This is a genomic window from Marinifilum flexuosum, assembly GCF_003610555.1.
GTDB lineage: Bacteria > Bacteroidota > Bacteroidia > Bacteroidales > Marinifilaceae > Marinifilum > Marinifilum flexuosum.
This window is the reverse complement of record NZ_RAPQ01000008.1, coordinates 231,424-247,182: the sequence shown is the minus strand read 5'-3', so window position 1 is coordinate 247,182 and position 15,759 is coordinate 231,424. Positions and strand designations below refer to the sequence as shown.

Sequence of the window (15,759 nt, the reverse complement as noted above, 5' to 3'; positions counted from 1 at the left end):
GGGTTTTATGAGTTGAATTCGGTTCAAAACTAATATTGTCTATTTAATTACATTACTATGATATCTAAATCACGATTTCTGATTCCACTCATTCTATGTGGACTATTGGCCATTACAACACAATCATGCTTCGATTCTGACGATTACGATATGGATCGCTTATCGGATAAAGTTGAATGGACTCCGAACATGATTGCTCCTGTTGGATATGGAACCTATACACTCTGGTATCTTCTAAACGAACACGAGTTGAATCCAAACGATCAAACCATATTTTTGGAAGGAAACAACCTGGTGATAAGACATCGCGAAAATGATATATTTACTTATGCTGTAGATGATGTATTAGATTTTCCAAACCAAGTGAGTCAAAACCTTGGCATCACAATTGGTACTTTCGCAGGGATTCCGCATGCTTCGATCCCTACAAATCCAATACCTTTTTCAGAAACATTCTCTGTTGATGCCGGAGATCCTGATATCATTCTTTCTAATTTGCAGCTAAACGCAACTATCGATTTAAGCTTAACCAACCCTTTGGATACCGAAATTGATTTAACGGTTACATTTCCTGGAATAACAGAAGGTGGAAGCGTGGTGACTCGAACTTTTCGTGTAGGGGCTAATGCAATCAATCATCCAGAAAGCATTTCACTTAGCAATGCTATAGTCAATTTCAAAACTCCGTACACTACCAGTAACGAAGTTAACATTGATTTCTCTGTTTACATACGTGATAATGGAACTACTATCAGCGGAAGCGGAGATGTAGGAGTCAATCTTACAGTTCAAAACATCGACTTTATTACTGCATCAGGTGATTTTGGCAAGCAAACAATTAACATTGGAACAGGCAGTATTGACTTGGGTGTTGATTTTTGGGATGATGTAGATGGTGAATACCGTTTTGCAGATCCTAAAATTCATGTTCACTTGCGCAACTCGGTTGGTGTTCCTTTTGCAATAAACGCAAACATCACTGGTTACAGCTCAAGTGGATCGACTCAAAATTTAAATCCGGATGTATTACAACCTACTAATTATCCTAAAACCATTACTGATGTTTTAGATACACCTAATGAAGAAACCATTACTTACGATAAAAACAACTCTGACATTGTTGATTTAATGGCATTGCCTCCATCAGACAGGTTGGATTATTTTGGTAATGTAGACTTAAATCCCAACACCGTAGATATTGCTACTCAGCCAAACATTATAAGTAATACTTCTAGAATTGATGCAGATATCGAAATTGAAATTCCTTTGGAGTTTACCGCAACAAACCTAACGCTTAAGGATACAATTGATGGTGTTGACATTGATGATGCCGATAAAGTAATGAATGCCGCGGTAGTAATTACAGCCCAAAATGGTTATCCACTTGATGTTACCGTTGAAAACATTCAGCTTACCGATGCAAGCTACAATGTAATTGATGAAATTAAAGACAATGAAGTAATTGATGCTGCTTCGGTTTATACTTCGGGAGCAAATATTGGTGTAGTTGATCCAAATTCGATTAAGGAAGTTTCCCACGAAATAAAATTAACGCAGACTCAAATTGCAAATCTTAACAAAACCGAAAACATCATTATAAATGCGGTTGTAAGTACCCAAAATGGAGGAATCCCGGTGAAGCTAAAAGGCGATTACGAATTAAAGTTCACCATATCGGTACAAGCACAACTTGACCTAAGCAACTAAAACCAGCACTTTAAAACATCCTATAATGACACGAATTTTAACCAAGATATCTCTAACAGGATTACTTTTTGTACTCCTGACTATGAACGGTACAGCTCAAAAACTAAACAACACCTTGTATTTGATGCAGAATGTACCTCAATCAAACCAGGTAAATCCAGCCATACAGCCAGATTGTAAAGTCTTTGTTGGCCTTCCGGCTCTTAGTTCCATCTATTTTAATTACAGCAATAGTAGTTTTGCTTACAAGGATGTGATTACTGATGGAACAGGCATTAGAAGCGATTCGTTGGTTGTAGATGTAAATAGTTTTCACGATGCATTAAAAACCACCAACTTTCTTTCTCAGCAATTTGAATTGACACTTTTTGCATTGGGAATTAAAGCGAAGGACTTCTATTTCACTCTTGATGTGATCGAAAAAGAAGACTCGCGCTTTAGTTTCGATAAGGAAATGATTACATTTTTAAAGAATGGTAATTACGATTATAGAGGAAGAACCGCCAATTGGGGTGGATTGGGCATTGATGCCAATGCGTATCATGAAATTGCCTTGGGAGTTTCAAAGAAAATCAACGACAAATGGACTGTAGGTGTAAAAGGGAAAGTTCTTTTTGGTATTGCCAATCTTCATATGGAGGAATCAGACATGTCTGTTTTTACATCCTTAACCGGCGCCCAAGTGATACTGAACTCCAAACATCGATTAAGAGCATCTGTTCCAATCAACCAAATTACTTACGATGCCAATGGCTTTGTTGATGATATCAATTTTAACAGTGATGATTTTGATGAAGATTTCTTCTTGAATACCGATAACAAAGGTTTTGCTGTAGATTTGGGTATGACATACAAAATGGATGAGAAAACCACACTTTACGCAAGTATACTTGATATTGGAGGCATTACCTGGAAATCGAACGGTTATGAGTTTGTTCAGGATGGATCATTCACTTACAATGGTGCAGACTGGTCACAATCGGGAAATTCAAACGACCCAAACTACAGAGAAATAGAAGATGTATTTGATGATTTGGTGGATGACATCCAAGATGAATTTAGAGTATCAGATTTAACTGGTTCCTACTCTGTAGGCTTACCAACCAAAATTTATTTGGGAGGTACACACCAAATTCATAATAGAATAAATTTAGGAGCTTTAAGTCGAACAGAAATTTTTAATGGCAAAATTCAATCATCACTTACCTTATCGGCAAATGCACGATTTTTTAGAAACCTTAGTACAAGCTTAAGCTATACTGCTGTAAACAATTCTTACAATAATATTGGATTTGGAGTAGCTGCTAAACTTGGTCCTGTTCAATTTTATACCATTACCGATAATATATTGGCAGCAATTCGCCCTAACAGTGCTCAAGTTGCCAACGTACGCTTTGGCTTCAACCTATTGTTTGGCTGTAAGGATAAAAACAAAAAGAAAGATGAATGCTCATGGTTTGAACCTATAGGAAATAAAAAGAAACCATTATACAAATAAGTTGTAACTTTATATTGCTCTGTGTAAACAGAGTGTTTACATCAATTTAAATTCCGGGCTACCTTTTGTGGGTAGTCCTTTTTTTTGATATTAAGATATTGTTTTATTCTTTCACCCTTTAGTCTTTCTACAGTTTCCCTAAAAGAAAAACACACTATAATTAACTATATTCTAAATCATGCACCATTCATTAAATTTAAGTCTTCCCCTGTTAGGGGGAAGTGCTAATGGACGAAGAGGTGCAATACACTTTTAAGTTTCATTAACTTTTGTTTAAACCATTTAGCACATTTATAACCTACATTTGTAATGTACAAAACAGAGAAGTTTTTTCATAGAATTAGATTTAGGTTAGTAAATAGTGGTTAGAAGAAAATCCCGAACTTGCGAGTTCGGGATTTTTCTTTGGTTTAAATCAATATCAGTCTCAATAACTATAACATACCAATTCCTCAGCTCCCATTTACTCATTCGTTATAATTCTGTTATCTTTGTCAATCAAATTATAAGAATATGGCATTTATAAAGTTTATCATTATTGCTGTCGGTATTTATTACCTGCTAAAATTGATCATTCGTGCAATGTTCCCTTTTTTGGTGCAGAAAACTTTTGATAAAATGCAAAAAGAGGCCAACAGACAGCAACAAGAACAAGAAAAGCGAGAAGGTGAAGTTACCATCGATAAAAATTCAAATACCAAATCTAATCCTAACAAAAAGGATGTAGGTGATTATGTGGATTTCGAAGATGTGGATTAATTAATTTTTTAATCTTCTGCTACGCAAACGATAGTATTACACTATCCAGCAAATAAATTATCAAAAACACTAGAAATTAATGATATGGAAAAGCCATCGAATGGCTTTTTTTGTATTTTTGTGTTTCGTTCAAATTAAAATAATAAACTCAAAATATAAGATTTATGGCTCAGGAAGATGTTTTCAAGAAACTGGTTGCCCATTGTAAGGAATACGGTTTTGTATTTCAGTCGTCGGAGATTTACGATGGACTAAGTGCTGTTTACGATTACGCACAATTGGGTGTTGAATTGAAAAACAACATCAAAAAGTATTGGTGGGATTCAATGGTAAAGTTGCACGAAAATGTAGTAGGGATTGACTCTGCTATTTTTATGCACCCAACCATTTGGAAGGCATCGGGCCACGTTGATGCTTTTAATGATCCTTTGATCGATAACAAAGATTCGAAGAAACGTTACCGTGCTGATGTTTTAATCGAGGATTTGATGGCTAAATATGAAGCCAAAATGGATAAGGAAGTTGCCAAAGCAAAGAAAAAATTTGGTGAATCTTTCGACGAAGAACAATTTAGAGCAACCAATCCTCGTGTTAAGGCAAACAAAGAGAAAATGGATGCTGTCCACAAGCGTTTTGTTGATGCTTTGGATAAGAACGATTTGGACGAATTAAAGCAAATCATTATCGATAACGAGATTGCTTGTCCTATTTCGGGAACTAAAAACTGGACCGATGTTCGTCAGTTCAATTTGATGTTCTCAACTGAAATGGGCTCTACTGCTGATGGTAGTAGCAAAATTTTCCTTCGTCCGGAAACTGCACAGGGTATTTTCGTAAACTACCTAAATGTTCAGAAAACAGGTCGTATGAAGATTCCTTTCGGGATTGCTCAAATTGGTAAAGCATTCCGTAACGAGATTGTTGCTCGTCAGTTTATCTTCCGTATGCGTGAGTTCGAACAAATGGAACTTCAGTTCTTTGTTCGTCCGGGAGAAGAAATGAAATGGTTCGACAAGTGGAAAGAAACGCGTATGAGCTGGCACAAAGCTCTAGGTTTCGATGATGATAAATATCGTTTCCACGATCACGATAAGTTGGCTCACTACGCTAACGCTGCAACCGATGTAGAATTTAAATTCCCATTCGGATTTAAAGAAGTGGAAGGGATTCACTCTCGTACCGATTTCGATTTAAGCCAGCACCAGGAATTTTCAGGAAAGAAAATTCAGTACTTCGATCCTGAACTGAACAAAAGCTACGTTCCTTACGTAGTGGAAACATCGATTGGTGTTGACCGTATGTTCCTTCAAATTATGTCGGAAGCTTATGCCGAAGAGAAAATAGAGAAAGAAGATGGAAAAACCGACGAACGTGTTGTTTTAAGACTACCAGCTGCTTTGGCTCCAATCAAATTGGCAGTTATGCCATTAACAAAGAAAGATGGTCTTCCTGAAAAAGCTCGTGAAATCATCAACAACTTGAAATTCGATTTCAACTGTCAGTACGATGAGAAAGACTCTATTGGTAAGCGTTACCGTCGTCAGGATGCTATTGGTACTCCATTCTGTGTAACTGTTGATCACCAATCACTGGAAGACAACGCAGTTACCATTCGTCATCGCGATAGCATGGAACAAGAGCGTATCGAGATTTCTAAACTAGCTGAAATCTTAGATTCACATGTTAGCATGAAATCTTTATTCAAGAAATTGAAATAAGCGAAATTCAAAATATTGGAAAGCCATTCTCATTTGAGGATGGCTTTTTTTGTTTTCACCTCATCCTAACCTTCTAATTGAGGAAAAAGAACTGCAAAAAAATAATTTAGCAGTTTGAGGGGCTCCCCCTAAGTAAGGCTCACAGTAAAATAAACCCCACATAATCTACCTCTTACATTTACGGATTACTTAAAGTCAGAGCATAAAAAATCACCTTTGATGAGGTAATTTCAATTTCACTATCTTTAATCTTATCTTTTAATCCCTACACTTATGCCCAAGATTAAATTTGCTGCCATACAAATCAGCAATTGTGATACAAAGTCCATCGAGGAACGAGATGCCAACCTGCTTCATGCTCAAAAAATAATTGATGAATTAGAAGCGGTTGATCTAATTGTTCTGCCAGAGCTTTTCACAAGTGGATATTCCCGGAAAACATTCGAGCAATTAGGCGAATTAGCCGAAGATGTAAATGGCAAAAGTTTCCAATTCTTTTCGGATATCGCCCAAAAGAGAAACTGCTACATCTGTTACGGATTTCCCCGGAAAAGAGAAGATGGTTTCTTTATCTCACAAGCCCTTGTCAATCCTAAAGGTGAACTGGAAGCCATTTACAGCAAGCAACACATGGCTCAATTCGGAAACTCTATGGAAAAGGAGTATTTCCTAAAAGGTGAGGATACTATCAGTTTCAATATCAATGGTGTAAAAATTGGCATTATCATTTGTTACGATATGCGATTTCCTGAATTAACAAGAACATTGGCCTTAGATCATGAAATTGATTTTCTGATACATCCGGTGGCTTTTTACAAGGACAACAGTTTTCCAAGCTGGCATCATTTTGTGATTACCCGAGCACTGGAAAATCAAATTTACATGTTGAGTTTGAACCGAGCTGGAGAAGAATATGGCAATTCTATTTTCTGTCCTCCCTGGATGGATTACAACACCTCTCCAAGCATTCTTAAAGAACAGGAAGAGGCAATGATTGGGGAAGTAGATACAAATGTTATTGATACAGTTCGTGACGAATATCAATTTAGAAATGACAGAAAAAAGAATTATTAATTAATTTAGAGGCTTCATAAAGGATAACACAACTAAACCACTAACTAACAAATGAAAAATTTATTAAGCCTACTGCTACTTGTTGTAGTAAGCGTATGGCAGGCTGGAGCCTGCACAACTGCCGTAATTTCCGGCAAGTACACCAAAGATGGTCGTCCTATGATTTGGAAACTGCGCGACACAGAAAGTTTTGAAAACAAAATGATGTATTTCACCGATGGCAAATATCCATACATCGGCATGATCAATTCCAACGACGAAAAAGGGGAACAAGTTTGGGGTGGATCTAACGCTATGGGTTTTGCAATCATGAACTCTGCATCCTTTAATGTAAACATGCAGGATACAACTTCATTGAAAGATCAGGAAGGACGCTTTATGAAATTGGCCTTGCAACAGTGTTCTAATCTTGAAGAGTTTGAGCAATTGCTGAAAGACACACCTAAACCAATGGGCTTAGCTGCTCACTTTGGTGTACTGGATGCTGATGGAAATGTAGCTTTTTATGAGGTAAATAATCATACTTTTACCAAATTTGATGCTAACGATCCTGCACAAGCTCCAAATGGCTACATTCTTAGAACCAACTACTCCTTTACTGGTAAAAAAGATATTGGTTACGGGTTTATTCGTTTCCAAACCGCTCAGGATATATTCTATCAGGCAGATGCATATGGAAATATCAATTCCCAAACTGTTATTCAAGATTTCTCAAGATGTTTAAAACATCCTGTACTGAAAAAGGATTATAGAAAAGAATACGAAACCATTCCATACGACGAAAACTTTGTGAATTCAGGTGATTTGATTACTCGCCACGGCTCATCATCAATGATTTTGATTGAAGGTGTGAAAGAAGGTGAAGACAAAGATATGGCTACCATCTGGACTCAAGTAGGATTCCCAAATACCTCAATTGCATTACCTGTTTGGGTAAAAGGAGGTAAGAATTTGCCTAAAGTATTATTGGCTGATGGAAAAGAAAACTGTCCACTAAATGCTATGGCTATGGAATTGAAAGACCGCTGCTATCCAATTTCTCGTTCGGCTGGATACAAATACTTAAAAGTATCAGAATTGATTAATGCTGAGAAGACTGGTATTATTCAAAAACTTGAAAAAGCTGAAGAAGAACTTTTCAAAAACACAGAGGAGCACCAAAAGAAATGGCGTTCAGCTAAAGTGAATAAAAAAGAGATTGAAGAATTCTACCAATGGTTGGATGATTACACTTACAAAACTTATAAGGGCATGCTTGATACCCAAAAGTACCAAAGTTTGTAAGGAAATAAACAATCGGAAAAACATTAAGTGAAGCACAGGGCAATATTGTTCTGTGCTTTTTGTATTTTAGAGCCTGAATTTAAAATTATCAATTATCAATGATGAATTATGAATTGATTCACTCATAATTCATCCCCGATAACTATCGGGATCCTAATTCATAATTCAATATGAGTTTTAAGTCGATATTTAAGTCCGCATTGCCTCACCTGGTATCCATCCTGGTATTTTTAATTGTAGCATTCATGTATTTCCAGCCTGCTATGGAGGGAAAACAGTACAAAAAGGGTGACTCAATTCACGCTTGGGGTGCTAAAAAAGAAATTATTGATTTTCGAGAAAAGACAGGCGAAGATGCCTTGTGGACCAACTCGATGTTTGGAGGAATGCCATCTTACCAAATTAATGTTGATTACCAGGCAAAAGACATGTACACTTTTAAGAAGATGATGGAGCTTTATACTCCAGATCCTGTGAAGTACCTCATTCTGTACATGCTTGGTTTTTATATCCTTCTCATTAGTTTACGAGTTAATCCATGGCTCTCCATCGCGGGTTCCGTTGCATATGCATTTTCCACTTATTTCATCATTATCATTGGAGCAGGACATTTGTGGAAGGTAAATGCATTGGCTTTCATCCCTCCCGCCCTTGGTGGAATATTAATGGTATTAAGAGGACGATATCTTTGGGGTGGAATTATAGCCACATTCTTCCTGATCATGGAATTGTATTCCAACCACATACAAATGACTTATTACTTCATGTTAACGGTTATTTGTATTCTAATCTACGAATTCTACCACCAGTTTAAAGAAAAGAATCTGAAACATTTCTTTAAAGCCATAGGAGTGCTTGCCATAGCTTCGATTATTGCTTTGGGCGTTAACTTCACGAACTTATATAGCTCATACGAATACAGTAAATCAACAATTCGAGGTAAATCGGAATTGAGTTTGGGTAATAAGGACAACCAAACCACTGGAGTAGATAAAGATTACGGAACCATGTGGAGTTATGGAATCCAGGAAACTTTAAGCTTATTGATTCCCAATGCAAAAGGTGGCGGTGGATCTCCACAAGAGGGCATTCAGGTTTTGAACTATGTAAATGGCGGTCAGGTTAAATCGGTTGCTGATTATTACAATATGGAACAGGTGAAAAACCACCATTACTGGGGCAATCAGTTATTTACCGTTGGTCCTGTTTATGTAGGAGCCTTTATCTTGTTTCTGTTCTTTTTAGGCTTATTTATTGTGGCAGGTCGCCTAAAATGGGGATTGCTAACAGCTACTATTTTGGCAATCATGCTATCCTGGGGACATAACTTCCCTGCCCTTACAAATCTGTTTTTCGATTACGTACCACTTTATAACAAGTTTAGAGCAGTATCATCCATCCTAATTATAGTTGAGCTGTGTATTCCTCTATTGGCCATTTTAGCGCTTAAAAAGCTAATTGATGAACCTGAGATACTGAAGAAAAAAGTGAAGTTTGCTTCTCTAAACCTAAATGTATTGGTTCTGCCATTTGCATTAACAGGTGGTATCGCCCTTCTTCTTTATCTTATCCCAACTTTTGGATTGGATTTCTTAAGCGATGTGGAACAAAACTATTTTACCCAGATTAGTGCTTCCAATCCGAATGCAGTTTCTTTCATCGCTCAAATTCAGAACGATTTGATCAATGCTCGTATCGATATGTTTAGAGCTGATGCTTTAAGAAGCTTCCTGTTCATTTTAGTAGGTGCAGCTTTGGTTTGGGCATATTCTAAAGATTATCTGAAAGCAAAATTCTTTATCCCGGCGGTGGTTGTTTTGATTTTAGTCGATTTGTACCCGGTTAATAAACGCTTTACTACCAATGATGCATTTGTAGAAAAGAAAGAATTGAACCTGGCATACATGCCTAATATGGCAGATTTTCAAATTCTGCAGAACGAGTTAAAAAACAATCCTGAATTAAAGGCAATTGCCGATCAGGCAGTAAAAAACTACACCAGAAAGAACAGAAAAGCCAGCGATTACGAAAAAGTAGCAGCACAACTTTGGGCCGTTACCTACAACACCAATTACAGGGTGTTTGAACAAATCGGCGGTCCTTTCCAGAATGCACGTCCATCCTACTTCCACAAGTCCATTGGGGGTTATCATGGAGCAAAATTGCGTCGTATTCAGGAATTGTACGAATATCATATCGACAAAGGCAACATGAAAGCTTTGGATATGTTGAATGCGAAATACATTATCAGCCAGGGAGAAAAGGGAGCTCAGCTAAGTATTAATCCTAATGCACTTGGAAATGCATGGTTTGTTGACTCTTACAAATTGGTTAAAGATGCCAATGAAGAAATCATGCTTTTAAATGGCTTCGATCCGGCTAAAGAGGCAATTGTTGATCAGCGTTTTAAAAATCAGTTGAATGGCTTAAGCATTATTGCAGATTCAACAGCCAACATTCAAATGACAAAATATTCGCCAAATCAGATTGGCTACCAATATCAGGCAAAAACAGAACAACTGGCTGTTTTCTCTGAGGTTTATTATCAGCCTGGTTGGAATGCATATATCGATGGAAAACCAGCAAAACACTTTAGAGCAAACTATGTTCTTCGTGGCATGAAACTACCTGCAGGAAAACACAAAGTTGAGTTCAAATTTGAACCTAAGGGATACTTTGTGGGTGAGAAAATTTCATTGACCAGTATGATTCTTTTCTTTGTGGTAGCATTGGGAGCAATTGTTTTTGGAATCAAAAACTTTAAAAAGGAAAATGTCTAGCGGATACACTAAACCACAACAATTTGCAAACTTCATGCAGAAAATCGTTTTTCTGCATCTGCTTATATTTTGTCTGCGAAACCTTTATTTCATTGTCGAGAAACTATTCAGAAAGAACAAGAAAATTGCTCTGTTCTTTCTGACAGAGCAGTTTTACTACGACAATTCGAAATTTCTTTTTGAGTATTTGCGAAAACAGGAAGCTTTCAAGTGCCTGCTTTTTACGGCAAACAAAAAGCTGTATGCCGAACTCAAGCAGAAATTCCCCAATGAGGTCGTTTACGCAAATTCCTTTACTGCATTAAAAGTATTTTTACACACTAAAAATGTAATCATATCCTATGGGACCAGTGCTGCGGTTTTCTTCCCGTATTACCTACATGAAAAGCGCAAAAAAATCATCTATTTAGGACATGGAACACCAGTAAAGCAAATTGGTTACCAGACTCCAGTTTGGAACAAATTTGGTAAATCATACCAACTTCAATCCTATTCTTACCTAACCGCCTGTTCTGATATCGAATGTTTGATGTTGGCTTCTGGTTTCAGAGTGAATTTGAATCAGGTGTGGTTGACCGGAATGCCACGCTATGACTATTTGCTATCTGAAAATAATCAGGATGCTGAACTGATTCAGCAACATCCTTACCTGGATAAGAAGGTGATTCTTTATGCTCCAACATGGAGGGATGGGAAGCTAACAGAGTTTTTCCCTTTCGAGGATTACAAAGCTGAATTATTGGAACGCTTTTTAGAAGAGCATGATACCTACCTGCTTATTCGCGGGCACAAAGAATCCGTTAAGCGAAAAAGTATTTTGAAGGATGAATCTTTATTCAAACTGAAAAGAGTTAAAAAAGCAGAGCAGGATCATTTTCCTGATGTAACCGAACTATTGCCTTTTGTGGATATTTTAATAACCGATTATTCATCAATTTTGGTAGATTACCTGCTATTGGACAGACCAATCTGCTTTATCCCATACGATATTGAGGAATACAGCAAATATCAGGGTTTGATACTGGATTATGAGAGAAATACTCCAGGTAAGAAATTTGCGAGCATGCAGGACTTGATAGAAGGTCTGAATGATTATATCGCCAATCCAAACATCGACCAAGAATGGCGCCAAGCTGTTCGAGAGACTTATCACTACTATACAGATGAAAATCATTGTCATCGTATTTACAAGAAAATTCTAAGCATTAATTAAATGAGTATCATTATACGTAGAGTCAGCATTATAATTTACGCCTTTATTGGCTGGTGTATTCTACTTCCGCTAAGTTATTTATTCCCAAAAAAGAATGATTTAATTGTTTTTATCGGAGGAAGAAAAGATGGTCTTTTTCAAGGCAATATCAAGTACTTGTATCAATACCTTCATAAAACTCATGAGAGCCTATACTTTTTGACGTATAGCAAAGAAGAATATCTTGAAATCAAAAAGTTCTATAATAAGGTTGTTTTGTATCCAAGTGCTCAGTCCATTTACATTTTATTGCGCTCTAAAATAGCTGTGGTTGATATCTATGAATGGATTAAGGATTTTAGATACTTTCTTCTGCGCCGCTCAACAATCGTTCAACTGTGGCATGGCGTGGGTTTTAAACGAATTCAGCTGGATAGTCCTGCCTATATCGAAAACCGTAAAAAGTTTTTCCATCGTTTAGAGGCTGCTTTGTATGCTTTATATCCAAAATATGATGTTCTTGTCTCAACATCAAAGTTTTATACAGAGCAACTTTTTTCAAGGGCTTTTAAATCGGATAAAATCATAGAAACAGGATATCCTAGAAATGATATCTTTTTCAGAGAAATAGTTGAAGATGATTTTATTCGTTGTGATGTCGAAGCACACCATACCATACAAGAATTTAAGAAAGAAGGGTATAAAACCATCTTGTATGCTCCAACTTACCGAGAAACAGGAGGTGATCCCATTTCGAGTGGAGCAATTCATATGTCTGTTCTAAATGAATTTGCAAAAGCAAATAAACTACTGTTTGTATTCAAATTTCACACCTATACCAATCTTACAAACACTCAGGAAAACTTATCCAATATTGTCTGGTTTGATAATGAATTGGATGTATATCCAACACTCAAATTAATCGATCTTCTTATTACCGATTATTCTTCCATCTACATGGATTACCTTCTTTTGGACAGACCGATTTTGTATTATCCATACGACTACGAAAAGTACATTGCCAAAGATCGTGCAATTCAGTTTGACTATGAATGGATTACTGCAGGAACCATCTGTAAATCGGAAGAAGAGCTTTTAAAGCAGATCAGCTATTCCATCATTGAAGGGAAAGATGATCAAAAACAAAAGAGAGCAGAAATTTGCGATGTTGCTTTCAAATTTAAAGATGAGAGATCATCGGAACGAATCGCTTCTGAAATTGATAATATCCTAAACAATTAAAGCATAAACTAACATCAAAAATGGTATAATACTCTTGCTTGTTTCTCAACTACCTAAATTAATAGTAAATTCGCATTCGTATTTTATATGAATTAAACTTTTCATCTATAATAAATAAAGGCAATATGAGAAATATTGGAGTAATTTTAGCTGGTGGGAATGGATCAAGATTTGGTGGTAATCTGCCAAAACAATTTATAAAAGTAGCAGGCAAAACCATTATTGAACACACTTTAGATGTATTTCAGAAATGCAGTAGTATAGATGAAGTTGCCATTGTTATCAATCCAAATTTCACAAGCGAAATAGAAACGATTGTCAGTAACAATCAATACAACAAGGTTAAAAAAATTTTAATTGGCGGTAAGGAAAGAAGCGATTCAAGTTTAGCTGCCATAAAAGCATATCAAAACGAGGAAAATGCTGATGAAATCAAGCTGATTTTTCATGATGCTGTTCGTCCTTTTATCAATCGCACCATTATTAATGAGGTAATCGACAGCCTTAACCATTGCAATGCGGTGGATGTTGCCATTAAAGCAACCGATACCATTATTGAAGTTTGCGATAAAAACCAGATTGTAAACGTACCCAACCGGGATCAGCTTCGACAGGGGCAAACACCACAGGCATTTAGACTAAAAACCATCAAAGAAGCTTACGAGAAGGCATTATCTGATCCTAAGTTTAAAACCACGGATGATTGTGGTGTTGTATTAAAATATTTACCTGAAGAAACCATTACTGTTGTTGAAGGTGCGGCCGATAACATCAAAATCACCTATGATTTGGACATGTTCATTGCCGACAAACTATTCCAGCTTAAAAATCAGGAGTTTAAAACCTCTAAATTTAGCTCTGAAAATATCGATCAAATTAATGATAAGTGTATTGTTGTTTTCGGTGGTAGCTATGGTATCGGTAAAGATATAGCTACCATTTGCCAGGAAGCTGGAGCTAAAGTATATTCTTTTAGCAGATCGGAAAATGGTGTGAATGTTAAAAACATTGAAGACGTAAGAACTAGCCTGGAGAAAGTATATGCTGAAGCTGGAAAAATTGATTACATCATCAACACTGCTGCCATTTTAAACAAAGAAGCTTTGATTAATGTTGATCAGGAAACCGTTGAAGAAATTATTGCCGTTAATTATTTGGGAATGGTTAATGTTGCAAAAGAGAGTTTTCAATATTTAAAGGAAACCAAAGGTCATTTGCTTTTGTTCACCTCTAGTTCCTACACAAGAGGAAGAGCATCATATAGCTTATACTCTTCAACCAAAGCTGCAGCAGTTAATTTTACCCAGGCAATATCAGAGGAGTGGAGACATTTTGGTATTAGGGTGAACTGTATCAACCCGGAAAGAACCAAAACGCCAATGCGTGTTAAGAATTTTGGCAATGAACCTGTGGATAGCCTGCTAAAATCTGAGGATGTAGCTCAAATCTCAGTTCAAACACTTCTTTCTGAATTGACCGGACAAGTGGTTTATGTTAAAAAATAACAATCCTTAAAACAAGCCATAAATATGAAGTTTGCCCTATTGGTATATTGGAATAAGGTTAGAAATATTGGCGAATACATTCAAAGTCTGGCAGCTTTGCCTTTTCTACCTACTGTTGACAATTATCTAAATAAAGAAACTCTTTCTGATTTTTCTGGCGATGTGCATAAACTTATTTTAAATGGTTGGTTTATGCATTATCCTCAAAATTGGCCACCTGCAAATCATATTAAGCCGCTTTTTATTTCGTTTCATATATCACCAAAAGCAAAAGATCTGTTACTTTCAGATAAGGCTATTGAATATTATAAAATTCATCAACCAATTGGTTGTCGAGATCATGACACAGTCAATCTACTTAAAAACAAAGGTGTAGATGCCTATTTTTCGGGTTGTTTAACGCTAGCTCTTAACAGAGATCTTTATCTGGATGAAAATAATACAGATGAAATCATTTTTAGTGATGTATTGTATAATATGGCTAGATTTAATCCAAGAATTAGTATTATTTCACTAACAAGAAGTATTTTAAGAACTCCAAAGGTAATCTATCAAGAGTGGAAAAAAAGGAAACTAATTCAAAAGATATTTCCTGAACCTATCTTAAGTAAAGCCAAATACATCATTCAGGAAAAAAGCTTACGAAAGTATTCTCATGAAGAGCGATTTAATATCGCTACTGATTTCTTAAAGAAATTGGCGAATGCCAAGCTGGTGGTCACTTCTCGTTTGCATACTGCTTTACCCTGTTTGGCTTTTGGTACACCCGTTATTTTCATTGATGGAAAACTGGGTAGAAAATTTGACACCAGCAGATTAAGTAGCTATACCGATTCCATGCTAAATACAATTAATATGCATGATATTCAAAATAAATCATCGGAAGAATTACAAATTTTGGTAAATGAGTACGCCAAAGGAAATCCCACAGTTCATCAAAAATACAGAAGCGATCTAATAAAACGTGTGAATGAATTTATTGAAGCTTAACCGGTGATAA

General features: G+C 36.4%; 11 protein-coding genes. All 11 read left to right on the top strand.

All coding sequences use genetic code 11. The annotated features are described in order from the left end of the window. Positions 1–57: 57 nt before the first annotated feature. Complete coding sequence (locus tag BXY64_RS01135; protein ID WP_147375844.1) at positions 58–1,707, top strand: hypothetical protein; 1,650 nt, start codon at positions 58–60, stop codon at positions 1,705–1,707. A gap of 25 nt (positions 1,708–1,732) precedes the next feature. Continuing rightward, on the top strand, positions 1,733–3,205 hold the full coding sequence (locus BXY64_RS01130; RefSeq protein ID WP_147375843.1) for a DUF5723 family protein: 1,473 nt from the start codon (positions 1,733–1,735) through the stop codon (positions 3,203–3,205). Positions 3,206–3,718: 513 nt separating this feature from the next. Beyond that, the gene (locus BXY64_RS01125) at positions 3,719–3,964 is read left to right on the top strand and encodes a DUF4834 family protein (protein WP_120238155.1); all 246 of its coding nucleotides are present in this window, start codon (positions 3,719–3,721) and stop codon (positions 3,962–3,964) included. 164 nt (positions 3,965–4,128) lie between these two features. Then, positions 4,129–5,682, top strand: coding sequence for a glycine--tRNA ligase (locus BXY64_RS01120; protein WP_120238154.1), 1,554 nt, complete (start codon positions 4,129–4,131; stop codon positions 5,680–5,682). 273 nt (positions 5,683–5,955) lie between these two features. Continuing rightward, positions 5,956–6,756 carry a carbon-nitrogen hydrolase family protein gene (locus BXY64_RS01115; protein WP_120238153.1) on the top strand — a complete coding sequence of 267 codons (801 nt, stop codon included), beginning with the start codon at positions 5,956–5,958 and terminating at the stop codon, positions 6,754–6,756. Between the two features lie 51 nt (positions 6,757–6,807). Then, entirely contained in the window at positions 6,808–8,040 is a 1,233-nt protein-coding gene (locus BXY64_RS01110) for a carcinine hydrolase/isopenicillin-N N-acyltransferase family protein (protein WP_120238152.1), read from the top strand. Between the two features lie 170 nt (positions 8,041–8,210). Further along, on the top strand, positions 8,211–10,820 hold the full coding sequence (locus BXY64_RS01105; RefSeq protein ID WP_120238151.1) for a YfhO family protein: 2,610 nt from the start codon (positions 8,211–8,213) through the stop codon (positions 10,818–10,820). Beyond that, the gene (locus BXY64_RS01100; protein WP_120238150.1) at positions 10,813–12,033 is read left to right on the top strand and encodes a CDP-glycerol glycerophosphotransferase family protein; all 1,221 of its coding nucleotides are present in this window, start codon (positions 10,813–10,815) and stop codon (positions 12,031–12,033) included. The genes BXY64_RS01105 and BXY64_RS01100 overlap by 8 nt, the downstream gene beginning before the upstream one ends. Next, positions 12,034–13,254, top strand: a complete 1,221-nt coding sequence (locus tag BXY64_RS01095) for a CDP-glycerol glycerophosphotransferase family protein (RefSeq protein WP_120238149.1) — start codon at positions 12,034–12,036, stop codon at positions 13,252–13,254. Positions 13,255–13,379: 125 nt separating this feature from the next. After that, positions 13,380–14,759, top strand: a complete 1,380-nt coding sequence (locus BXY64_RS01090; RefSeq protein ID WP_120238148.1) for a bifunctional cytidylyltransferase/SDR family oxidoreductase — start codon at positions 13,380–13,382, stop codon at positions 14,757–14,759. 24 nt (positions 14,760–14,783) lie between these two features. Further along, positions 14,784–15,749, top strand: a complete 966-nt coding sequence (locus tag BXY64_RS01085; RefSeq protein WP_120238147.1) for a polysaccharide pyruvyl transferase family protein — start codon at positions 14,784–14,786, stop codon at positions 15,747–15,749. Positions 15,750–15,759: the final 10 nt, after the last annotated feature.

Bases quoted from the DNA above. Each gene is read 5' to 3' on its own strand.
- BXY64_RS01125 (WP_120238155.1), top strand. From the start codon at position 3,719: ATGGCATTTATAAAGTTTATCATTATTGCTGTCGGTATTTATTACCTG.
- BXY64_RS01085 (WP_120238147.1), top strand. From the start codon at position 14,784: ATGAAGTTTGCCCTATTGGTATATTGGAATAAGGTTAGAAATATTGGC.
- BXY64_RS01105 (WP_120238151.1), top strand. From the start codon at position 8,211: ATGAGTTTTAAGTCGATATTTAAGTCCGCATTGCCTCACCTGGTATCC.
- BXY64_RS01100 (WP_120238150.1), top strand. From the start codon at position 10,813: ATGTCTAGCGGATACACTAAACCACAACAATTTGCAAACTTCATGCAG.
- BXY64_RS01110 (WP_120238152.1), top strand. From the start codon at position 6,808: ATGAAAAATTTATTAAGCCTACTGCTACTTGTTGTAGTAAGCGTATGG.
- BXY64_RS01090 (WP_120238148.1), top strand. From the start codon at position 13,380: ATGAGAAATATTGGAGTAATTTTAGCTGGTGGGAATGGATCAAGATTT.
- BXY64_RS01120 (WP_120238154.1), top strand. From the start codon at position 4,129: ATGGCTCAGGAAGATGTTTTCAAGAAACTGGTTGCCCATTGTAAGGAA.
- BXY64_RS01135 (WP_147375844.1), top strand. From the start codon at position 58: ATGATATCTAAATCACGATTTCTGATTCCACTCATTCTATGTGGACTA.
- BXY64_RS01130 (WP_147375843.1), top strand. From the start codon at position 1,733: ATGACACGAATTTTAACCAAGATATCTCTAACAGGATTACTTTTTGTA.
- BXY64_RS01115 (WP_120238153.1), top strand. From the start codon at position 5,956: ATGCCCAAGATTAAATTTGCTGCCATACAAATCAGCAATTGTGATACA.
- BXY64_RS01095 (WP_120238149.1), top strand. From the start codon at position 12,034: ATGAGTATCATTATACGTAGAGTCAGCATTATAATTTACGCCTTTATT.